Origin of the sequence: Microbacterium helvum, from assembly GCF_014779795.1 — a bacterium.
In the GTDB taxonomy this organism is placed as follows: domain Bacteria; phylum Actinomycetota; class Actinomycetes; order Actinomycetales; family Microbacteriaceae; genus Microbacterium; species Microbacterium helvum.
Window position 1 is genome coordinate 23,676 of record NZ_JACXZS010000004.1, and the last position, 21,197, is coordinate 44,872.

Annotated in this window: 17 protein-coding genes and 2 tRNA genes; 7 read left to right on the forward strand and 12 right to left on the reverse strand. The window is 69.0% G+C overall.

Annotation, left to right across the window (positions count from 1 at the left end):
• The first annotated feature begins 18 nt into the window (after positions 1-18).
• From IF188_RS07075 to IF188_RS07090, 4 genes are all read left to right on the forward strand, one after another.
• Positions 19-1,509, forward strand: coding sequence for a GH1 family beta-glucosidase (locus IF188_RS07075; protein ID WP_191171096.1), 1,491 nt, complete (start codon positions 19-21; stop codon positions 1,507-1,509).
• A gap of 62 nt (positions 1,510-1,571) precedes the next feature.
• Positions 1,572-2,927, forward strand: a complete 1,356-nt coding sequence (locus IF188_RS07080; RefSeq protein WP_318152826.1) for an MFS transporter — start codon at positions 1,572-1,574, stop codon at positions 2,925-2,927.
• Positions 2,928-3,102: 175 nt separating this feature from the next.
• A complete protein-coding gene (valS, locus tag IF188_RS07085) occupies positions 3,103-5,688 on the forward strand; it encodes a valine--tRNA ligase (protein ID WP_191171097.1) in 2,586 nt (861 codons plus the stop codon).
• Position 5,689: 1 nt separating this feature from the next.
• Positions 5,690-5,929, forward strand: coding sequence for a hypothetical protein (locus tag IF188_RS07090; protein ID WP_191171098.1), 240 nt, complete (start codon positions 5,690-5,692; stop codon positions 5,927-5,929).
• 57 nt (positions 5,930-5,986) lie between these two features.
• On the opposite strand, the gene IF188_RS07095 is transcribed toward IF188_RS07090, so the two are convergent.
• From IF188_RS07095 to IF188_RS07105, 3 genes are read right to left on the reverse strand one after another with little or no spacing between them, the layout of a single operon-like run.
• A complete protein-coding gene (locus tag IF188_RS07095) occupies positions 5,987-7,345 on the reverse strand; it encodes an MFS transporter (RefSeq protein ID WP_191171099.1) in 1,359 nt (452 codons plus the stop codon).
• Positions 7,342-7,572 carry a hypothetical protein gene (locus tag IF188_RS07100; protein ID WP_191171100.1) on the reverse strand — a complete coding sequence of 77 codons (231 nt, stop codon included), beginning with the start codon at positions 7,570-7,572 and terminating at the stop codon, positions 7,342-7,344. The genes IF188_RS07095 and IF188_RS07100 overlap by 4 nt, the downstream gene beginning before the upstream one ends.
• The gene (locus IF188_RS07105) at positions 7,569-8,204 is read right to left on the reverse strand and encodes an ArsR/SmtB family transcription factor (RefSeq protein WP_191171101.1); all 636 of its coding nucleotides are present in this window, start codon (positions 8,202-8,204) and stop codon (positions 7,569-7,571) included. The genes IF188_RS07100 and IF188_RS07105 overlap by 4 nt, the downstream gene beginning before the upstream one ends.
• Before the next feature lie 106 nt (positions 8,205-8,310).
• Between IF188_RS07105 and IF188_RS07110 the strand changes: the two genes are divergently transcribed.
• Positions 8,311-10,362, forward strand: a complete 2,052-nt coding sequence (locus IF188_RS07110) for a M3 family metallopeptidase (RefSeq protein WP_191171102.1) — start codon at positions 8,311-8,313, stop codon at positions 10,360-10,362.
• 61 nt (positions 10,363-10,423) lie between these two features.
• On the opposite strand, the gene IF188_RS07115 is transcribed toward IF188_RS07110, so the two are convergent.
• The 7 genes from IF188_RS07115 to IF188_RS07145 all read right to left on the reverse strand — a co-directional run bounded on the left by IF188_RS07115 (position 10,424) and on the right by IF188_RS07145 (position 17,206).
• Positions 10,424-11,542, reverse strand: coding sequence for an epoxide hydrolase family protein (locus IF188_RS07115; RefSeq protein ID WP_191171103.1), 1,119 nt, complete (start codon positions 11,540-11,542; stop codon positions 10,424-10,426).
• 34 nt (positions 11,543-11,576) lie between these two features.
• Positions 11,577-12,551: a serine hydrolase domain-containing protein gene (locus tag IF188_RS07120; protein WP_191171104.1), complete on the reverse strand. Its 975-nt coding sequence runs from the start codon at positions 12,549-12,551 to the stop codon at positions 11,577-11,579.
• A gap of 27 nt (positions 12,552-12,578) precedes the next feature.
• Positions 12,579-13,847: an ATP-dependent Clp protease ATP-binding subunit ClpX gene (clpX, locus tag IF188_RS07125; RefSeq protein WP_191171105.1), complete on the reverse strand. Its 1,269-nt coding sequence runs from the start codon at positions 13,845-13,847 to the stop codon at positions 12,579-12,581.
• A 211-nt stretch (positions 13,848-14,058) separates the two neighbouring features.
• The gene (locus IF188_RS07130) at positions 14,059-14,736 is read right to left on the reverse strand and encodes an ATP-dependent Clp protease proteolytic subunit (protein ID WP_018171011.1); all 678 of its coding nucleotides are present in this window, start codon (positions 14,734-14,736) and stop codon (positions 14,059-14,061) included.
• 32 nt (positions 14,737-14,768) lie between these two features.
• Positions 14,769-15,371: an ATP-dependent Clp protease proteolytic subunit gene (locus IF188_RS07135; protein WP_191171106.1), complete on the reverse strand. Its 603-nt coding sequence runs from the start codon at positions 15,369-15,371 to the stop codon at positions 14,769-14,771.
• 168 nt (positions 15,372-15,539) lie between these two features.
• Positions 15,540-17,054 carry a trigger factor gene (gene tig / locus IF188_RS07140; RefSeq protein WP_191171107.1) on the reverse strand — a complete coding sequence of 505 codons (1,515 nt, stop codon included), beginning with the start codon at positions 17,052-17,054 and terminating at the stop codon, positions 15,540-15,542.
• Between the two features lie 78 nt (positions 17,055-17,132).
• Positions 17,133-17,206, reverse strand: a tRNA-Pro gene (locus IF188_RS07145).
• A gap of 149 nt (positions 17,207-17,355) precedes the next feature.
• Here IF188_RS07145 and IF188_RS07150 point away from each other — a divergent pair.
• Both IF188_RS07150 and IF188_RS07155 read left to right on the forward strand, forming a co-directional pair.
• A tRNA-Gly gene (locus IF188_RS07150) sits at positions 17,356-17,426 on the forward strand.
• Between the two features lie 100 nt (positions 17,427-17,526).
• Positions 17,527-18,426: an alpha/beta fold hydrolase gene (locus IF188_RS07155; RefSeq protein ID WP_191171369.1), complete on the forward strand. Its 900-nt coding sequence runs from the start codon at positions 17,527-17,529 to the stop codon at positions 18,424-18,426.
• Positions 18,427-18,439: 13 nt separating this feature from the next.
• Here IF188_RS07155 and IF188_RS07160 read toward each other — a convergent pair whose 3' ends face one another.
• Positions 18,440-18,979: a gamma carbonic anhydrase family protein gene (locus IF188_RS07160; RefSeq protein ID WP_191171108.1), complete on the reverse strand. Its 540-nt coding sequence runs from the start codon at positions 18,977-18,979 to the stop codon at positions 18,440-18,442.
• A gap of 16 nt (positions 18,980-18,995) precedes the next feature.
• Complete coding sequence (locus IF188_RS07165; protein WP_191171109.1) at positions 18,996-21,143, reverse strand: acyltransferase family protein; 2,148 nt, start codon at positions 21,141-21,143, stop codon at positions 18,996-18,998.
• Positions 21,144-21,197 lie beyond the last annotated feature (54 nt).

Genomic DNA, 21,197 nt, shown 5'->3' on the forward strand with positions numbered 1-21,197 from the left:
CCGCACACGAAGGCGACGATGCCCACTCCCCTGCGCCCCGACGGCGATCTGACCCGCCGGACCTTCCTCCTCGCCGCCGGCGGGGCCACCCTGACCGCGGCCCTGGCGGCCTGCACCCCGGGAGGCTCGACACCCGCCCCGACGTCGAGCTCCACCCCCGCCCCGTGGGCGCCGCCCGCGGAGCCGATGGCCTTCCCGAAGGGCTACACATGGGGCGCGTCCACCAGTGCCTTCCAGATCGAGGGCGCACTCACCGCGGACGGGCGGGGCGCCTCGGTGTGGGACACCTTCGCCGCGCTCCCCGGCAAGATCGTGGACCGCTCCACCGGTGACCCGGCAGCGGACCAGTACCACCGGTATGCCGACGACGTCGCCCTGATGAGCTCGCTCGGCCTCGGGGCGTACCGGTTCTCGATCTCGTGGTCGCGCGTGATGCCGACCGGGACGGGTGAGGTCAACCAGCCCGGCCTCGACTACTACCGGCGCCTGGTCGACGCCCTCGTCGGCGCCGGCATCCAGCCCACGATCACACTGTTCCACTGGGATCTGCCGCAGACCCTGCAGGATGCCGGCGGCTGGACCTCGCGTGATACCGCTGCGCGATTCGCCGACTACGCAGCGGTCTGCTTCGACGCGCTCGGCGACGCGAACGCGGACTGGCTGACCGTCAACGAGCCCAAGACGCACGCGTTCGTGGGTCACTGGTACGGCACGCACGCGCCCGGGCTGCGCGACGCCGACACCGCCGCAGCCGCCGTCCATCACCAGCTGCTGGCGCACGGGCTCGCGGTACAACGCTTCCGAGAGAGCGGCGTCCCCGGCCGCATCGGGGCCGCGCTCAACCTCATCCCGGTCATCGCGACCGAACCCGACTACCCCGAGGCGGCCACGTTCACGGACGCGCGCGAGAACCGGCTGTTCCTCGATCCGATCCTGAAGGGCGCCTACCCCGACGACGCGCTCGGCGACGAGCCCGGGCAGCTGCCCGCCGACGCGACCGCCTTCCTCGCGCTGCAGCAGCCCGGCGACCTCGACATCATCTCGGAGCCGTGCGATCTGCTGGCGGTCCAGTACTACGGCGTGACGGGCGTGGACGGCATCGGCAACACCGTCGAGGTCGCGCCGACCTCCGCCGCCTCGTGGCAGCAGATCGATCCGCAGGGACTGTACGACCTGCTGATGCGCCTGAAGGACGAGTACCCCGCGATCCCGCTGATCATCACCGAGAACGGCATCCCGGACCCGACCGCCGACCTGACCGTCGACGATCCCGACCGCGTCGAGTTCCTGCGCGCGCACTTCCAGCAGGCTGCGCGAGCGATCGGCGACGGCGTCCCGCTCGAAGGCCACTACGTGTGGTCGCTGCTCGACAACTTCGAGTGGGCGGAGGGCTACACGCAGCGGTGGGGCATCGTCGCGGTCGACTTCGAGACGCAGGAGCGCACGCCGAAGAAGAGCGCCGGGTACTTCGCCGACGTCATCGCCGCCAACGCGGTCTCGAAGGACTGAGGCGCGGCGGGAATGCGGGCCCACCGCATGGGGTTTCTGGACTCGTGCCAAGATTGACGTCCGTGACCGCAGCCGCACCCGCATCGCCCGAGAGCCCACGGGCCGCCATCGTTCCCGAAAGCTCGCCCACACGCCGTGTCGCGTGGGCCTCGATGGTCGGCACGTCCCTCGAATCCTTCGACTTCTACCTGTACGCGTACTTCTCGGCGTTCTTCGTCGGACCGCTCTTCTTCGACCCGCTGGGCGAGATCGGAGCAACGAGCGTCGCGTTCCTGACGATCGCGCTCGCGTTCGTGGTGCGCCCGATCGGTGCGCTGATCTTCGGCTACATGGGCGACCGCCTGGGCCGCCGCGCCACGCTCCTGTGGACGGTAGGGATCATGGGCGTCGCGACGGGCCTCATCGGCCTGCTGCCCACGTATGCCCAGGCGGGCTGGCTCGGAGCCGTGCTGCTCATCGTCCTGCGCATCGTGCAGGGCCTGTCGCTCGGCGGCGAATGGGGTGGCTCCATCCTCATCGCGACCGAGAACTCCGGTCCCCTCAAGCGTGCGTTCTACGCCGCCGTCCCTCAGCTCGGCTCGCCGGTCGGATCCATCCTGTCGGCCGTCGTCTTCATCGTCATGACCGCTGTCCTCCCGGCTGAGCAGATGGCAGCGTGGGGTTGGCGCATCCCGTTCCTCCTCGCAGTCCCGCTGCTGCTGGTGTCGCTGTACCTGCGCTGGTCGATCACCGAGACGCCGGTGTTCACCGGACTCGTCGCGGAGGGCCGCCGCGACCGCGTGCCGTTCGTGACGATGTTCGCCAAACGTCCCGGCGCCATGGCGATCGCCATCGGCGCGGCGCTTCTGGGCATCGGCTCGTACTCGCTGATGAACACCTACACCGTCAACTACGGCGTCACCGAGCTCGGCTTCAGCTTCCAGGACCTGCTGATAGCCACGACGATCGGAGGACTTCTGCAGCTCGTCACGATCCCGCTGTTCGGTGCGTGGGCGAACCGCATCGGCTCGGCCCGCGTCGTGCTGTGGGGCGCGCTCGGCACGCTCGTCATCACGTTCCCGATGTACTTCCTGCTGCAGTTCGCGACCTTCCCGATCCTGGTGGCGACGATGATCGTCGGCGGCATCCTGCCGACCATGGCGTGGGCGGCGCTCGGCGGGCTCATGAACGACCTGTTCCCCGATCACTTCCGCTACTCGGCACTGTCGTTCGCCTACGCGCTCGCGGCCACGATCAGCGGGTTCGTGCCGTATCTCACCCTCCAGCTCGGGTCCGCGACCGAGTTCGCGTGGTGGCACCCCGGCGTGATCCTCGCGATCATGTCGGTGATCACGCTCGTGTCGGCGTGGCTCGCCACCCGCCGGCCCGTCGAGCCCGAGCTCGAGACGCAGCCCGAGACGGCGACCGTCGCCGCCTGACGATGAAGACGAGTGGATGCCGCCCACGCCTCGCCGCGGCGCGTGGCCCGGCGGCGCCGACGGCCGCCGGCATCCGCTCGTTCAGCTGCCGAGGGATCGCACCCCTGTAGAATCGATCGACATCCCACACTCAGGCACGCTCACACAGTGCCGCACATATCGATCGAGGAGATCCATGTCCGACGCGCAGATTCCGGAGAAGCCCGCACTGGAGGGCCTCGAGAGCAAGTGGGATGACGCGTGGCGCGCGCAGGGAACCTATCTGTTCGATCGCGCCCGTGCCGCCGAGGTCGGCCGTGACGGCGTCTTCTCGATCGACACCCCGCCGCCCACGGCCTCCGGATCGCTGCACATCGGTCACGTCTTCTCGTTCACCCACACGGACCTCAAGGTGCGCTTCGAGCGCATGCGAGGCAAGACGGTGTTCTACCCGATGGGCTGGGACGACAACGGTCTTCCGACCGAGCGGCGCGTGCAGAACTACTACGGCGTGCGCTGCGACCCGTCGCTGCCGTACCAGGCCGACTTCACCCCGCCGTTCGAGGGCGGCGACAACAAGTCCAGCCGAGCTGCCGACCAGCTGCCGATCAGCCGCCGCAACTTCATCGAGCTGTGCGAGAAGCTCACCGTCGAGGACGAGAAGCACTTCGAGGCGCTGTTCCGTCAGCTCGGCCTCAGCGTCGACTGGACCCAGACCTACCGCACGATCTCGGACGACACGATCCGCACCAGCCAGCTCGCGTTCCTGCGCAACCTCGAGCGCGGCGAGGCGTATCAGGATCTCGCGCCCACCATGTGGGACATCGACTTCCGCACTGCGATCGCGCAGGCCGAGCTCGAGGAGCGCGAGCAGCCCGCCGCTTTCCACCGCGTGGCGTTCCACCGCACCGACGGCGCCGGCGACGTGCACATCGAGACCACCCGCCCCGAGCTGCTCCCCGCGTGCGTGGCCCTCGTGGCGCACCCCGACGACGAGCGCTACCAGCCGCTGTTCGGCTCGACCGTGCGCACGCCTCTCTTCGACGTCGAGGTGCCCGTGCTCGCGCACCCGCTCGCGCAGCCCGACAAGGGCTCCGGCATCGCCATGATCTGCACGTTCGGCGATGTGACCGACATCGTCTGGTGGCGCGAGCTGCAACTGCCGAACCGCACCATCCTCGGCCTCGACGGCCGCGTCCTCACCGACGCGCCTGAGGTGATCGTGACGGATGCCGGCAGAGCGGCGTACGCCGAGCTCGCGGGCAAGACCGTGTTCAGCGCGAAGAAGCGCATCGTGGAGCTGCTGCAGGAGTCGGGCGAGCTGATCGGCGCCCCGAAGCCGTTCACGCACGTCGTGAAGTTCTACGAGAAGGGCGATCGCCCGATGGAGATCGTCTCGACGCGCCAGTGGTACATCCGCAACGGCGCCCGCGACGAGGCGCTGCGCGAGAAGCTCATCACGCTCGGGCAGGGCATGTCGTGGCATCCCGACTTCATGCGCGTGCGATACGAGAACTGGACCAACGGACTGACCGGCGACTGGCTCGTGTCGCGCCAGCGCTTCTTCGGCGTCCCGATCCCGCTGTGGTACGCGCTCGACGAGAACGGCGAGCGCGACTACGACCGCGTGCTCGTCCCCGATCTGTCGTCGCTGCCGGTAGACCCGTCCACCGACGTACCGCCGGGGTACACCGCCGAGCAGCGCGGCATCGCAGGCGGCTTCGACGGCGAGAAGGACATCTTCGACACGTGGGCCACGTCGTCGCTGACGCCGCAGCTCGCCGGCGGCTGGGAGCGCGATCCCGAGCTGTGGAACCTCGTCGCACCGTTCGACGTGCGACCGCAGGGTCAGGACATCATCCGCACCTGGCTGTTCTCGACGATGCTGCGCAGCGCCCTCGAGGACGACCGCGCCCCATGGACGGATGCCGCCATCTCGGGCTTCATCGTCGACCCCGACCGCAAGAAGATGTCGAAGTCGAAGGGCAACGTGGTCACGCCCGCCGACATCCTGTCGCAGCACGGCTCGGACGCGGTGCGGTACTGGGCGGCGTCGAGCCGCCTGGGCACGGACGCCGCGTTCGACCCGCAGAACCCGACGCAGATCAAGATCGGCCGGCGACTGGCGATCAAGGTGCTCAACGCCGCCAAGTTCGTGCTGTCGTTCCCGGTGCCTGAGGGCGCCGAGGTCACTCACGCGCTCGACGCGTCGATGCTCGCGACGCTCCACGGCGTGGTGCGCGAAGCGACCAAGGCGTACGAGAACTACGACCACGCACGCGCCCTCGAAGTGACCGAGTCCTTCTTCTGGACGTTCTGCGACGACTACCTCGAACTCGTCAAGGAGCGCGCGTACAACCAGACCGACGCGGGTCAGGCCTCGGCCGCCCTTGCGCTGCGACTGGCGCTGTCGGCGCTGCTGCGCCTGCTCGCGCCGGTGCTGTCGTTCGCGACCGAAGAGGCGTGGTCGTGGTTCAACGTCGGTTCCGTGCACACGGCCGAGTGGCCGGTCGCTCCCGACGAGGAGTGGGGCGACCCCGCGGTCCTGACCTCGGCCAGTGCGGCGCTCATCGGCATCCGTCGCGCCAAGACCGAGGCGAAGGCATCCCAGAAGACGCCGGTGACGACCCTCACCCTGCGTGCCGACGATCGGACCATCGCGAACCTTCGGCTCGCCGAGGGCGATCTGCGTGCAGTCGGACGCATCGAGACCCTCGAGCTTCTCGACGGCTGGAACGAGCTCGTGATCGATCGGGTCGACCTCGCCCCGCAGGAGGCCTGACATGCAGCTCGGCACGCGCTGGACCGCAGGCGACCAGCCTCCCGCCGCCGTCCCGCAGGAGCTGCACGAGCAGCTCACGGCCGTCGAGCGGGATCTGCCGCCCGGAACCCCCGCGCCGCGGTGGACCCTGACCTGGCTCGAGGGCCGCCCGGTCGCCGAGCTCGACACCGGCGTCATCGTGACGGTCGACCGGTCCGGCGCAGTCGTGGTGCGCCACGACGACGAGGACGAGTTCGCCTGACCGTCGCCGCATACGACGAGGGCCCACGAACCGCGGTTCGTGGGCCCTCGTCGTAGGTCAGGCGGCCGGGACCGCCCCGGCCTCGGCTCCCGCCTCGCGGGTGCCGACGATCAGCAGCCGCAGTGCGACGAGCGTGGCGACTGCGACGATCACCCCGGAGATCACGAAGGGCAGCTGAAGGCTGATCCTCGACACGAGCCCGCCCAGGAGCGTCGCGATCGGGAAGATCCCCCACGTCAGCATGCGCGTGATGCCGAGCACCCGGCCGAACAGGTGCGGTGGGATGATCTGCTGGCGCAGCGCGCCCCACGGCACGTTCCAGGTCGACACCGCGAAGGCCATGAGCGCGTACGCGGCGATCGCGAGGCCCACGTTCGGGGCGAGCCCGACCAGCACGGACGAGACCGCGACGATGGCGTTGGCGGCGACCATCACCGGACCACGTCCGATCCACGCGACAAGGCGCGAGGCGAGCAGCGATCCGACGAGCGCGCCGATGCCGATGCCCGCGGTCACGAAGCCGATCGCCACCGGGTCGACATGGTGGACGTCGAGGAAGAACAGCACCGTGACGGCCTGCGCGAACGACAGGCAGCATCCGACGACGGACGTGAACACGACCATCGACCGCAGGTAGGTGTGGTGCCACAGGAATCGGATCGCCTCGTGCGCCGATACCGAGGTCTGCGCGACCGGAGCGGGCACAGGCTCGGACGTCGCTCCGGCGGGGGCGACATCGGGGGCGGTGGGGTCGGGCACGGTCTCGGGTGCGGGCTCGCGCAACGGCCGCGCCGCGGAGAGCGGCAGCATGAGAGCCAGCACGATGGGGATCAGGTAGGCGGCCCCGTCCACCCACAGCGGCACCGCCAGGGCGATGCCGAAGAGCACGCCGCCGATGGGCGTGGCGATGAAGCTGTCGATCGTGATCTGCGCGGCCTGCATCCAGCCGTTCGCGCGGTCGAGCTGCTCGCGCTTCACGACGCCGGGGATGACCGCGTTCGTCGCATTGTCGAACAGCGTCTCGCCGAGTCCGAACACGAGTGTGCCGGCGAACAGCGCCCAGATCGACAGCGTGCCGGTGACCGTGAGGACGGCGAGAGCGAGCGCTGACGCGCCACGGAAGGCGTTCGCGATCGCCATCACGATGCGGCGATCGAAGCGGTCGACGATCATGCCGGCAGGCAGGCCGAAGAGCAGCCATGGCAGGAAGGCGAGGGCGCCGAGCACCGAGATCATCAGCGGATCGTGGGTGAGTGTCGTGGCGATGAGCGGGACGGCGGTGCGCCCGATGCCATCCGCCAGGTTGCTGAACGCGGCGGCGGTCCAGAGCTTGCCGAAGTCGCGGCCGAGCGGGACCCTGCGTGCCCGCCCGGCCGGCGACGCGGTCTTCGACGCGATGCCGACGGAGTCGCTCATCGCGGAAGCAGCCCCAGGGCGCCGCGTGCTTCGGCGGCTCCGCGGGTGGTGGCTGCGGCATCCTGAGCGACGATGGCCCGGCGCCGGCCGACGCTCGCGCGGCGCTCGAGGCGGGCGACGACGAACGCGTCGAGAGCGGATGCCGCCTGCAGCAGCGCACGATCGAACGCGGTGGTGCGGACGACGGCGCGGGGCGAGGCGACGCGGTGGGCGGTGATGGTGGTCATGACAGCGCTCCTTGGTCTTCGAGCTCCGGAAGCGGGAAGAGGTCGGCCCGGATGGTCACGGGACGGACGTTCTCGCCGGTCTGCGTGCGGTACTTGTCCACGGCGTCGTCGATCAGCGCCATGATGTTGCGGGAGAGTTCGGCGGACTGCTCCGGGGTGAGGCGGGCGGTGGCGGTGGAGATCATGCTCCCCTCCTGCCACTCCTCCTCCTCTTCGGCGAGACCGCGATCGATGAAGTGCATGAGCTGCTCCTGGCGGAGCTTGAAGAACTCGCCCATGACGATCTGCGTCGCGGCCCGGCCGGACGGTGTCTTGATGGCTTCGGCGTTCGCGAACGACACGCCACCCCTCGGACGTTCCCACCAGCGCTCGCGGCCCGAGCCGCGCCCGTCCACCTCATGGATGAGGTCCTGCTTCGCGAGAGCGCGCAGGTGGTAGCTGGTCGAGCCCGAGGACTCCCCCAGCCGCTCGGCCAGCGAGCTCGCGGTCTGCGGGCCGTACTGGCTGAGGATGTCGTAGATCTTGACCCGCAGCGGGTGCGCCAGCGCCCGCAGAGCGCCGGCGTCGAGGACGCGGTCGCCGCGGGGATTCTCGGCTGCATCCTCCGCGGTGCGGGGGTTCTCGTCTTCCATGGCTCGACTGTAGCGAATGCAAAGACTTCTTTGCAAGTACTTCTTTGCAACTGTTTGTTTGCAAAGTTCTCTCGGGAAGATCTGCACGGGAAGTAGGCTGGCGTCCATGGCGACCGACAACCCGCTCCTGTCCCCCAGCACCCTTCCGTACGGCCTCCCCGATTACGGCGCGATCCGCCCCGAGCACTACCTTCCGGCCTTCGAGCAGGCGTTCGACGAGCACAAGGCCGAGGTGTCTCGGATCACCGTGGTGCGCTCTATGCCGACGTTCGAGAACACGATGGTGCCGCTCGAGGCGAGCGGCCGGTTGCTGGGTGATGTGGCCCGCACGTTCTACACGGTGTCCTCGGCCGACGCGACCGACGAGATCCAGGCGATCGAAGAGCAGCTCGCACCCCTGATGTCGGCACACCAGGATTCGATCCAGCTCGACTCCGCGCTGTTCTGGCGGATCAAGACGCTGCACGAGCAGCTCGACCAGCTCGATCTCGACGCCGAGCAGCGATACCTCGTGCAGCGGCACTTCACGGAGATGTCGCACGCCGGTGCCGGTCTCGACGACGCTGCGAAGCAGCGGCTCACCGAGCTCAACCGGCGGCTGTCGACGCTGACCACTCAGTTCGAGAAGAACCTGCTCGCCGACACGAACGATCTGGCCGTCGTGTTCGACGACGCGGCCGAGCTCGACGGGCTCAGCGAGGGCGAGCTGTCGGCTGCCGCACAGGCCGCCACGGACCGCGGCCTCGACGGCAAGTGGGTCGTCACGCTGACGCTGTTCACCGGGCACCCCTACCTGTCGAGCCTCACCGACAGGTCCTCGCGCGAGCGCCTGCTGGCGGCATCCTGCTCTCGCGGATCGCGCGGGAACGACCACGACAACCGTGCCACGCTGCTCGAGATCGTTCGGCTGCGGGCCGAGCGCGCCGCGTTGCTGGGCTACGACTCGCACGCCGCGTACATCACATCGGACGAGACCGCCGGCTCCCCCGCTGCCGTCCACGACCTGCTGCGCGAGCTCGCCGTGCCCGCGGCACGCAACGCCGTCCGCGAGCAGCGGAAGCTGCAGGCGATCGTCGACGCGGAGTCCGCGCCGTTCCCCATTGCGGCGCACGACTGGGCTTTCTACACCGAGAAGGTGCGTGCCGCCGAGTACGACCTCGACCGCGCCGCGCTGCGTCCGTGGTTCGAAGCCGAGCGCGTGCTGCAGGACGGTGTGTTCCGCGCGGCCACCGATCTGTACGGCATCACGTTCACGGAGCGCCACGACCTGCACGGCTACCACCCCGACACCCGCGTGTTCGAGGTGCACAACGCCGACGGATCGCCGCTCGGGCTGTACGTGCTCGACCTGTACACGCGCGACACCAAGCGGGGCGGCGCCTGGATGAACTCGATCGTGCTGCAGTCGCGTCTGCGGGGCACCGCCCCGATCGTGGTCAACAACCTCAACGTGCCGAAGCCGGCCGCCGGGCGGCCGACCCTGCTGAGCCTCGACGAGGTCACGACGCTGTTCCACGAGTTCGGGCACGCCCTGCACGGGCTCTTCGCGACCGTGACCTACCCGCACTTCGCAGGCACGAACGTGTTCCGCGACTTCGTCGAGTTCCCCAGCCAGGTCAACGAGATGTGGATCTACTGGCCCGAGATCCTCGCGTCCTACGGGCGCCACATCGACACCGACGAGCCGCTGCCGGCCGACGTCGTCGAGAAGCTGCATGCGTCCGAGGCGTTCAACCAGGGCTTCGCGACCAGCGAGTACCTCGCCGCCGCCTGGCTGGACCAGGCATGGCACTCCCTGTCGTCCGCCGAGGCGGCAGCCGACATCGACGTCGCCGCGTTCGAAGCCGCTGCGCTCGCAGACATCGGTCTCGACAACCCGGCCGTTCCCACGCGGTACTCGTCGACATACTTCGCGCATGTCTTCTCCGGCGGCTACAGCGCCGGGTACTACTCGTACATCTGGAGCGAGGTGCTCGACGCCGACACCGTCGAGTGGTTCCGCGAGAACGGCGGGCTTCGTCGCGAGAACGGCGATCGCTTCCGCGACCGCCTGCTGGGCGTCGGCGGCTCGAAGGACCCGCTCGAGGCCTACCGCGACTTCCGCGGACGGGATGCCGACATCCAGCCGCTCTTGGAACGCCGAGGGCTCGCGGACTGATCCCGTTGGCGGGCGCTGCGGTGTGCACCGCCGCGCCCGCCTGCGGATCCGCCCGCCGCGTTCAGACGAGTGCGAGCTCCCGCGCGAAAGCACGCACGCGCTCGGCCATGGCTGCCGGCACTTCGGCGACCGTGAAATGGCCGCCTTCGTCCAGCCGCTCGAAGGCGCGCAGGTCCACGTAGAACCTTCGGGCGAGGGACTCTGGATAGTCCCACTCGTGCCGCTGGATGTGGACGGATGCCGGCACCTGGACAGCGGGCATCTCGTCGGGCTGGTCCGCGCCCTCGTAGTACGGGCGGAACGACGTGCCGATGCTCTGGGTGGTCCAGTAGATCATCGCCTCGGTGAGGATGCGGTCACGGTCGATGCGCCGTTCGACCATCCGCGGGTCGCCCTCGGGGGTGTCGCTCCACTCCACCAGCTTCTCGGCCAGCCACGCCACGAGTCCGGCGGGCGAATCGTTGAGGCCGGCTGCGAGCGTGTCGGGACGCGTGGCCTGCACGTGTCCATAAGCGCCGTTCGCCCCGCCCCAGCTGTCGAGACGCTCGAAGAACGCCACTTCGTCGGGCGCGGTGAGCAGAGGCCGCTCAGCCCGCGACGGGAAGTGCGAGTGCGTCGCGACGACTCCCGCGACCGCCTCGGGGTAGCTGCCCGCGATGAGGTCGTTGACGTTGGCCGACACGTCCTCGCCGTACGTGAGGTACCGGCGGTAGCCGAGCACCTCCGTCATGAGCGTGTGCATCGTCGCTGCGAGCCGCTTCTCGGTGATGGGCCCCTGCGCGTAGGCGGTCGAGAAGCCGAACCCCGGGAAGCTCGGCACCACCACATCGAAGTCCGGCAGAAGGTCGGCGAAGTCCAGCTGGAGGGCGAACGTGTGGGGCCAGCCGTGCATGAGCAGCAGCGCGGGCGCATCGGGGCGGTCCGACCGCAGGTGCACGAAGTGCAGAGTGGTGTCATCGATGTCGACGAGGAACTGCGGATGCGCGTTCAGCCACGCCTCACGCGCACGCCAGTCCCACGCGCGCCAGCTCGCGACGAGCTCGCTGAGGTAGTCCGCCGACATCCCCGCGGGCGGCCGCCGCGGCGAATCGGGCAGCGGCCGGAACCGGTCGAGGCGGTCGTTGAGGTCGGCGAGCTCGGCATCGGCGACGGTGATCGTGAACGGCTGCGGAGTGGACATGCGCCGACGCTACGCGCAGGCTCCGACATCCCTGTCAGCGCGACGACGACCGCACTGCTGCCATGAGCGACTTCACCCGGGCGAAGGTCGGCACCTCGACATTGGCGAGGCCCGTCACCGTCGCCGCGGTGCGCGGGTCGTGCCTGCTCGAGGCGGTGACCCCGTGGTCGCCGCCCGACAGCAGGAGGTCCTCGCCATCGAGCCAGATTCCCCGGCCGTAGCCCATCCCGTCGCCGGCGTCGTCCGTGACGGTCTCGGTGGCCAGGGCCGCGAGCTCTGCCGGCAGGATGCGCCCGCCGCGCAGAGCGAGCCAGAAGCGGTGCAGGTCACCCACCGTCGAGTGCGCCCCGCCGTCGCCTGACCCCTGCACCGGAAGCTCGAACACGTTGGTGCGCCCGTCGTCCTTGTACCCGGTCGCGGTCTGCGGCGGAAGGGAGTCGGAGCGCGGCATCGAGGATGCGGTCATGTCGGCGGGTGCGAACACCCGCTGCGCAACGAGCTCGGGGAACGGCGTGCCCGACACGCGCTCGGCGAGGATCGCGAGCACGACGTAGCCGCCGTTGCAGTATGAGAACCGTTCGCCCGCGCGGAACTTCGTCTCGAAGCCGTCGAGCACCGCGAGGTATGCGGGGGTCGAGTCGAGCTGCTGGACCGGCACCGTCATGGGAGCCAGGGCGTCGATCTCTTCGTCGAGGTAGTCGCCGATGCCGGAGCGGTGCGTCAGCAGGTGGTCGATCGTGACGTCGTCCGCGATGAGCGGAAGGTCGTCACGGAGGATCTCGCGCGCGGTCGTGCCGAGGCTCAGCAGACCGTCGCCGACGAGCGAGAGCACCGTGAGCGCCGTGAACGTCTTGGTGCCGCTGGCCAGCCCGAACCGCGTGTCGGGAGTGTGGGGAACGCTCCACGTCCGGTCGGCCATGCCCACGGCCCACTCGCCGAGCACCTCGTCGCCGCGGCGCGCGCTCATGACGCCGCTGAAGCCATCGAGGTCAGGTTCCAGATCGGCCATCGCGTACCCTCGTGGGAGCGGATCGGGTCAGGCGCTCTTGCGCTTCTCGCGCAGCACGAGCGTGGGCGGCGCCCCCTCGTCGACCGAGGCGCGCGTGACGATCACCTTGTCGACGTCGTCGGTCGACGGGATCTCGAACATGATCGGCCCCAGCACGTCCTCCAGGATCGCGCGCAGGCCGCGCGCACCCGTCTTGCGAGCGACCGCCAGGTCGGCGATCGCCTCGAGGGCCTCGCGATCGAACTCGAGCGTGACGCCGTCCAGCTCGAACATGCGGTGGTACTGCTTCACCAGCGCGTTCTTGGGCTCCGTCAGGATCTCCATCAGCGCCTCGCGGTCGAGCGGCGACACCGAGGCCACGACGGGCAGTCGGCCGATGAACTCCGGGATCAGACCGAACTTGTGGAGGTCTTCCGGCTGCACATCGCCGAACAGGTTGAGGTCCTCGTCCTTGCGGTGCAGCGAGGCTCCGAAGCCGACCCCGTGCTTGCCGACGCGCGACGAGATGATGTCTTCGAGTCCTGCGAACGCCCCGGCCACGATGAACAGCACGTTCGTCGTGTCGATCTGGATGAACTCCTGGTGCGGGTGCTTGCGCCCGCCCTGCGGCGGCACCGAGGCGACCGTGCCCTCGAGGATCTTGAGCAGCGCCTGCTGCACGCCCTCGCCCGACACATCGCGCGTGATCGACGGGTTCTCGGCCTTCCGGGCGATCTTGTCGACCTCGTCGATGTAGATGATGCCCGTCTCGGCGCGCTTCGTGTCGAAGTCGGCGGCCTGCAGCAGCTTCAGGAGGATGTTCTCGACATCCTCGCCGACGTACCCGGCTTCAGTGAGGGCGGTGGCGTCCGCGACGGCGAACGGGACGTTCAACCGCTTCGCGAGAGTCTGAGCCAGGTAGGTCTTGCCACAGCCCGTCGGGCCGAGCAGCAGGATGTTGCTCTTGGCGATCTCGATCTCTTCTGCCCGCTGCTCCGCGGACTGGATCGTGCCGTGCGCACGGACGCGCTTGTAGTGGTTGTACACCGCGACCGACAGCGCCCGCTTGGCGTCGTGCTGGCCGACGACGTACTCCTCGAGGAACGCGAAGATCTCGCGGGGCTTGGGAAGATCGAAGTCGGCCACGACGCCCGAGGACGACTCGGCCATGCGCTCTTCGATGATCTCGTTGCACAGCTCGACGCATTCGTCGCAGATGTAGACGCCGGGGCCGGCGATCAGCTGCTGGACCTGCTTCTGGCTCTTGCCGCAGAAGGAGCATTTGAACAGGTCGGCGCTCTCACCGATGCGTGCCATGAGGCTCCTCCTCGTCGCGTCCGGGGGAAGCCCCCCAGCTGTCCTCCGAGCCTAATAGCTGACGCCGACATGCGGCGGCATTGCGACGCACGTTGTGGACGACCGGGGGTTCGCGGTGAGCGGAACGCGCACGCCGCACAACGAAACGCCCCGCCGCCCGGACGATCCGGGAGGCGGGGCGTGACAGCATCCCGCTGAGCGCGCCGAAGGGCTACTTCGTCAGCGCCTGCTGTCCGCGCTTGCGGGTCGTGAGCACCTGGTCGACGAGACCGTACGCGACCGACTCCTCGGCCGAGAGGATCTTGTCGCGGTCGATGTCCTTGTTGACCTCTTCGACCGTCTTGTTGGAGTGCTTCGACAGCGTCTGCTCGAGCCAGGTGCGCATGCGGAGGATCTCCTGCGCCTGGATCTCGATGTCGGACGCCTGGCCGTGACCCGCCTCGCCCATGGCGGGCTGGTGGATCAGGATGCGGGCGTTCGGCAGCGCGAGACGCTTGCCCGGCGCGCCGGCCGCGAGCAGCACGGCGGCCGCGGAGGCCGCCTGGCCGAGCACGACCGTCTGGATCTGCGGCGACACGTACTGCATGGTGTCGTAGATCGCGGTCATGGCCGTGAACGAGCCGCCGGGCGAGTTGATGTACATGATGATGTCGCGGTCGGGGTCCTGGGACTCGAGCACGAGCAGCTGGGCCATGACGTCATCCGCCGAGGCGTCGTCGACCTGGACGCCCAGGAAGATGACGCGGTCCTCGAACAGCTTGTTGTACGGGTCCTGGCGCTTGTAGCCGTACGCCGTGCGCTCCTCGAACTGCGGCAGGATGTAGCGGCTGCCGGGCATCTGGAGGCCCTGGGGTGCCATCGGGGCACCTCCGAAGGTGGGGGTCTGCATTCCGGGTTCTCTCTCTTTCGCCTTCGGTGCCGTCACTCCGCCGCGCGGGCGCCGCCGTCGGTTCCGCCGCCGCCGATCACGTCGACCGCCGACTCGCGGATGTGGTCGACGAAGCCGTACTCGAGCGCCTCCTGCGCCGAGAACCAGCGGTCCCGGTCGCCGTCGGCGTTGATCTGCTCGACCGACTTGCCGGTCTGCGCCGCCGTGATCTCGGCCAGACGCTTCTTCATGTCGAGGATCAGCTGCGCCTGCGTCTGGATGTCGCTCGCGGTGCCGCCGAAGCCGCCGTGCGGCTGGTGCAGCAGCACACGGGCGTTGGGCGTGATGTAGCGCTTGCCCTTGGTGCCCGCCGTCAGCAGCAGCTGGCCCATCGAGGCCGCCATGCCGATGCCCACCGTGACGATGTCGTTCGGCACGAACTGCATGGTGTCGTAGATCGCCATGCCGGCCGTGATCGAGCCGCCCGGGGAGTTGACGTACAGGTAGATGTCCTTCTCGGAGTCCTCAGCGGCGAGCAGCAGGATCTTCGCGCAGATCTCGTTGGCGTTCTCGTCGCGCACCTCGGACCCGAGCCAGATGATGCGGTCCCTCAACAGCCTGTCGAAGACGCTCGTCGCGACAAGTGGTTCGGCCATGTGTACTCCTGATTCCGTGTCGGTGCCATCGAATCTACCGGCGCGGCACGACCGACCCGCCCGTGTTCGCCCTGGGCAGAGCGCGCCCTGGACGACGAAGAGGGTGGATGCCGCAGCATCCACCCTCTCGACGGTTCAGGTCGCTTCAACAGCAGCCGTCAGGCTGAGTCACTCCGCGTCGGCCGCCTTCTTGGCCGGGGCCTTCTTGGCAGCCGGCTTCTTGGCGGGAGCCTTCTCGGCGGCGTCGGCCTCGTCGGCCGCGGCCTTCTTGGCGGCGGGCTTGCGGGCCGGAGCCTTCTTGGCGGGCTTGGCCTCTTCGGCCTCGACGATCGCGTCGGCGTCGGCCGCGGCATCCGCGATCTCCTGCGCCTCTTCGACGACCTCTTCTTCCGCCTCGGCCTCGTCCTCGACGGCGATGAAGCCGGTCAGGTCGACGGGCTTGCCGTTCGTGTCGACGACGGTGACCTTGCCGAGCGCGACCGCGAGGGCCTTGTTGCGCGCGACCTCGCCGATGATGGCGGGCAGCTGATTGCCCTCCTGCAGCGCGTTGACGAAGTCCTGCGGAGCCATGCCGTACTGGGCGGCCGACTGCACGAGGTACTGCGTGAGCTCGTCCTGCGAGACCTGCACGTCGACCGACTCGGCGATCTTGTCGAGCAGCATCTGCGTCTTGAACTGCTTCTCGCTGGCCTCGGCGACCTCGGCGCGGTGGACGTCGTCCTCCAGGCGGCCCTCGTTCTCGAGGTGGTTGTGGACCTCGTCCTCGATGAGCTGCGGCGGGACCGGGATCTCGACCTGCTCGAGGAGCACCTCGATGAGCTTGTCGCGCGCCGCGGAGCCCTGCGTGAAGGCGCCCTGCTGGCCGACGCGCTCCTTGAGGCTGTCGCGCAGCTCGGCGATGGTGTCGAACTCGCTCGCGATCTGGGCGAAGTCGTCGTCGGCCTCGGGCAGCTCGCGCTCCTTGACGGCCTTGACGGTGACCGAGACCTCGGCCTCGTCACCTGCGTGGTCGCCGCCGACGAGCTTGGAGCGGAACGTGGTGTCCTCACCGGCGGTGAGCGAGTCGATGGCCTCGTCGATGCCCTCGAGCAGCTCGCCCGAGCCGACCTCGTACGAGACGCCCTCGGCGCGGTCGATCTCGTTGCCGTCGATCGTGGCGACGAGGTCCAGCTCGACGAAGTCGCCCGACGCGGCGGGGCGGTCGACGGTCACGAGCGTGCCGAAGCGGCCGCGCAGGCGGTCGAGCTCCTCGTCGATGGCGGCCTCGTCGATCTCGACGGCCTCGACCTCGACGGTCGTGCCCTCGAACGCGGGCAGGTCGAACTCGGGACGAACGTCCACCTCGACCTCGACCTCGAGGTCGCCCGAGAAGTCCTTCTCGTTCGGCCACTCGGTGACCTCGGCGGCGGGACGGCCGAGGACGCGCAGCTCGTGGGCCGAGACCGCCTCGCGGTAGAAGTTGTCGAGGCCCTCGCTGACAGCGTGCTCGAGCACCGCGACGCGGCCGATGCGCTGGTCGATGATGGGCGCGGGCACCTTGCCCTTGCGGAAGCCGGGGATCTGGACGTCCTGAGCGATGTGCTCGTACGCGTGCTTGATCGACGGCTTGAGCTCGTCGGGGCTGACCGTGATGTGCAGCTTGACCCGGGTCGGGGTGAGCTTCTCGACGGTGCTGTTCACCATGCCTGTTACTTCTCCTCTATCGGACCGCGCGAACGCGCGGCATGAAGGTCTGGGTTCGCAATTCTGTGGGCCGTGATGTCGGGGCGACAGGATTTGAACCTGCGGCCTCCCGCTCCCAAAGCGGGCGCTCTACCAAGCTGAGCTACGCCCCGGGCGGGTTCGCACGCATGCGTGCGCCCTTCTGCGCTCCGAGAAGCACAGTGGCCCCGAGAAGTCTAGCCGACCCGCCCGGGCACCGCCTGCGATGCGGGACCAAGCCGTCATATGCCCTAGACTCGTCCCCGGTCGCTGATGCGGCTGCGGGGATGTAGCTCAATGGTAGAGCCTCAGTCTTCCAAACTGATTACGCGGGTTCGATTCCCGTCATCCCCTCCGTACACCTGATCCGACACGCCTCTGCGTGGGTCTCCCGAACCGTGCCGTGGCGCGGCAGACTGGCTTCGCATCGTTCGAAGCACTGTGGGGAGCCGCGATGGACGCGTCACCGTCTGATCCCTCGGCTGTGCCGAGGAAGCTGCCGCGACGGCCGGCGTCCGCGCTGGCCGAGAAGTGGACCCGCGTCGACGGGGTCGACGTGTTCTACCGCGAGTCTCCGAATCCGCCGAAGGATGCCCGGGTCATGGCGCACGTGCACGGCTTCGGCCTCTCGGGGCGCTATCTGCTCCCCACGGCGGAACGGCTGTCGGACGAGTTCCACACGTACGTGCCCGACCTTCCGGGGTTCGGGCGCAGCGGCAGGGCGAAGGGCATGCTCGACATCCCCGATCTCGCTCGCGCCGCCGTCCGGTTCTTCGACGACCGTGGCATCGAGAAGGCGACTCTGGTGGGCAACTCGATGGGCTGCCCGGTGATCATCGAGTGCGCGCACCGCTACCCCGAGCGCGTCGATCGCGCCGTGCTCGTGTCACCGGCGGGCGGGGTCTACAACCAGCCGCTGCGGCGGGCGATCGGCCAGCTGTCGACCGACGCACCGCGCGAGCCGTTCAAGATGGCGACGGTCGCGGTCCCGGACTATGTGCGGTTCGGCATCCCGAGCACGCTGCGGATGTTCCGCTCGCTCACGCAGTACCCGTCGCTGCAGCGACTGCTCGAGCTGCGGATCCCCACCCTCGTCGTGCTCGGGCAGCGCGACCCGCTCCTGCCCCACGCGCACCGCATCGACGAGATCGCGAGCCAGACCGACAGCCACGTGCTGGTCGTGCTGCTGGAGGGCGCCGCTCACGCCATCAACTACAGCCACCCCGGCCAGCTCGCGCACGTGATCCGTGCGTTCATGGACGACAAGCCGATCGCGAACGACCCCGAGTGGCCGGGTCACGTGCGCCTCTACGAGGTGCACCGCGGGAAGCACCACCCGCCGGCGCAAGGCTGAGGCCGCGGGCGCGTCACGCGACCGAGATCGCGCCGCGGTGCTCCTCGATGTGCTGCAGGTAGTGCGAGGCGTTCCGCAGCAGGCCGGCGCGCTCGTCGTCGGTGAGCTCGCGCCGCACCTTCGCCGGAACGCCGGCCACGAGAGACCCATCGGGGATCTCGGCCCCCTCCAGGACGACGGCGCCGCCCGCGATGAGGCATCCGCTCCCGATCTTCGCGCCGTTGAGCACGACAGCGCCCATGCCGATGAGCGATCCGTCGCCGATGGTGCAGCCGTGGATGACGGCGTTGTGGCCGACCGAGACGTTCTCGCCGATGACGACGGGGTGGCCCGCATCGACATGCACCGAGACGTTGTCCTGCAGGTTGCTGTTCGCGCCTACCGTGATGGTGTCGCCGTCGGCGCGCAGCACCGCGTTGTACCAGACGCTCGCGCCGGGTCCGAGGACCACTCCCCCGACCACCCGGGCGCCGGCGGCGACGAACGACGTGGGATCGAGCTCCGGGGTCCTGCCCGCGGCGAAGAGGACCGATGCGCCCTGTGAAACCGTCATGAACACCTCGCGACCGTCATGGTGCGACCCTACCGGCCAACGCACCTTCGATGGCCTTGGTGTACCACGGTGCCAGTGTGTCGACGAACGTGACCGTCAAGTGGTCCTGGTCGCGGTAGATGTTCGCGCCGCCCACGACCGGGGCGCACGTGTCCGCACCGCAGAACACATCGGTGAAATCGAGCAGCGTCACCGAATCGAGGCCGGCTGCGGCATCCCTCAGCGGATCGTTCTCGACGAGCACGTCCGAGCGTGCGCCGTCGCACTCGGAGGCGTCACGCGTCCGCAGGCACTTGTTCGGATCGGTCTCCCACACCGGGTTGTCGACGACCGTGACGACCGGGATGCCGCGGTCGGTGACCGTGCTCCAGGCGTCGCGATAACCCGCGACCGCGGCGTCATGCGACGAGTCGTAGCCGGCCGACGAGTACGGGGTGTTGGCGATGGCGGCGGTGAAGACGACGTCGAGGTCGGTGTCGTCGATCGCGCGCTGCACGGCCTCTCGCCAGTCGGAGCAGGCCGCGCCGAACGCGCCCGGGGTCGACAGCGGCGTCGTGTTCCACGGGCACGCGCCCTTGAACCAGGTGGTCAGATGCCAGCCGTTCGCCTCAGCCATGCGCTGGAACGTCGGCAGCAGCTGGTAGGCGTGGCTGTCGCCGATCAGCGCGACCTGCGGCGCATCCGGGTCGTCCGAACCGAAGTGGCACGACACCGGACGCGAGTCGGTGAGCTGGACGAAGCACTGCGGGTCCTCGGGCCGGTCGATGCCGGCGAATCCCGGCGCCGGCAGGATCGTGTCGCCGAAGTCGCTGCCTTCGCACGAGGGATCGAGGACGGATGCCGCACCGAAGCACTCCGGCGGGTCCTGCTGCAGCTCGGCGATGTCGCGAGTGCCCTGGGTGTACAGCGGCGCGTTGACGAACCACGCCATCGCCGCGACGAGGGCGACGACGATCATCGCTGCCAGCGAGGACCACAGCGTGACGCGGGCGGGTCGCGTGGTGAGCACCTTCCATGCGCGCACCGGATCCTCGACGAACCGCTTGGTGAGCCAGGCCAGCACGAAGCAGATCACGAGCAGGGCGACGCGATGGTAGATCGTCAGCCCCCAGAACGGCACGGACGGCGCGATGATGATGAGCGGCCAGTGCCACAGGTACAGCGAGTACGAGATGTCGCCGACGAACTGGGCCGGCCGGATCGCGAGGACGCGTGTCGGATACCACCAGCGGTCGGTGTTCGACGCGGCGATGACGGCGGCCGCGCCCAGCGTCGGCAGTGCCGCCATGTACCCCGGGAACGGCGTCTGACCGTCGAACGTGAACGTGACGTAGACGAGCAGCAGGATGCCGGCCCAGCCGAGCACGAAGCTGCCGATCGCGTTTCGCACCCGCAGCATGGGCACGAGCGCGACCATCGCGCCCACGCCGAACTGCCACATGCGTCCGAAGGTGACGAAGTAGGCGGGAGCCGGGTTCGTGATCGTGAAGACGACGCAGAACGCGAACGAGACGACGGTCACGATGCCGAGCGCCACCAGGATCGCGCGACGCCGCGCGCCGCGGAAGAACTTCACGCCGATCCAGGCCGCCAGCAGCATGATGAGCGGCCACATCACGTAGAACTGCTCTTCCAGCGACAGCGACCAGTAGTGCTGGACGGTCGTCGGCGAGCCGGAGTGGTTGAGGTAGTCCGCCGAGTTGAGGGCCAGGTACCAGTTCTCGACGTAGAACGTCGACGACAGGATCTCGCGCACCTCGTTCGGCAGGGCCGAGGTCGGCATGAGGTACGGCGACATCACGACGATCGCGCAGAACAGCAGGACGAGAAGGGATGCGGGCAGCAGACGCCGTGCGCGACGCGCCCAGAACTGGCCGAGCTTGACGGTGCCCGTCGCGGTCATCTCGCGCATCAGGTGCGACGTGATGAGGAAGCCGGAGATCACGAAGAAGATGTCGACGCCGATGTAGCCGCCCGTGATGCGCCCGGGCCAGAAGTGGTAGAGCACGACGCACAGCACAGCGATCGCGCGCAGACCCTGCACGTGCGGCAGGAACCGCGAGGGCTCGGCGTGTTCGGGTGAGCGGTCGTTCGGCTCTCGGGTCACGGTCTTGGCGGGGACGCCCAGATGCTGCGGTCCGAGGTCGTGATCTGCGGAAGGCACGCAACGACGTTAGCCGCTCGCGGCCGGATGCCCGCATCGGCACCACGGAGCGCC

Excerpts from the sequence above, each read along its gene's own strand:
- IF188_RS07130 (WP_018171011.1), bottom strand. The coding sequence starts at position 14,736 with ATGCAGACCCCCACCTTCGGAGGTGCCCCGATGGCACCCCAGGGCCTC.
- IF188_RS07155 (WP_191171369.1), top strand. The coding sequence starts at position 17,527 with ATGGACGCGTCACCGTCTGATCCCTCGGCTGTGCCGAGGAAGCTGCCG.
- IF188_RS07135 (WP_191171106.1), bottom strand. The coding sequence starts at position 15,371 with ATGGCCGAACCACTTGTCGCGACGAGCGTCTTCGACAGGCTGTTGAGG.
- IF188_RS07160 (WP_191171108.1), bottom strand. The coding sequence starts at position 18,979 with ATGACGGTTTCACAGGGCGCATCGGTCCTCTTCGCCGCGGGCAGGACC.
- IF188_RS07090 (WP_191171098.1), top strand. The coding sequence starts at position 5,690 with ATGCAGCTCGGCACGCGCTGGACCGCAGGCGACCAGCCTCCCGCCGCC.
- IF188_RS07105 (WP_191171101.1), bottom strand. The coding sequence starts at position 8,204 with ATGGAAGACGAGAACCCCCGCACCGCGGAGGATGCAGCCGAGAATCCC.
- IF188_RS07115 (WP_191171103.1), bottom strand. The coding sequence starts at position 11,542 with ATGTCCACTCCGCAGCCGTTCACGATCACCGTCGCCGATGCCGAGCTC.
- IF188_RS07120 (WP_191171104.1), bottom strand. The coding sequence starts at position 12,551 with ATGGCCGATCTGGAACCTGACCTCGATGGCTTCAGCGGCGTCATGAGC.
- IF188_RS07095 (WP_191171099.1), bottom strand. The coding sequence starts at position 7,345 with ATGAGCGACTCCGTCGGCATCGCGTCGAAGACCGCGTCGCCGGCCGGG.
- clpX (WP_191171105.1), bottom strand. The coding sequence starts at position 13,847 with ATGGCACGCATCGGTGAGAGCGCCGACCTGTTCAAATGCTCCTTCTGC.
- IF188_RS07110 (WP_191171102.1), top strand. The coding sequence starts at position 8,311 with ATGGCGACCGACAACCCGCTCCTGTCCCCCAGCACCCTTCCGTACGGC.
- tig (WP_191171107.1), bottom strand. The coding sequence starts at position 17,054 with ATGGTGAACAGCACCGTCGAGAAGCTCACCCCGACCCGGGTCAAGCTG.
- IF188_RS07100 (WP_191171100.1), bottom strand. The coding sequence starts at position 7,572 with ATGACCACCATCACCGCCCACCGCGTCGCCTCGCCCCGCGCCGTCGTC.
- valS (WP_191171097.1), top strand. The coding sequence starts at position 3,103 with ATGTCCGACGCGCAGATTCCGGAGAAGCCCGCACTGGAGGGCCTCGAG.
- IF188_RS07075 (WP_191171096.1), top strand. The coding sequence starts at position 19 with ATGCCCACTCCCCTGCGCCCCGACGGCGATCTGACCCGCCGGACCTTC.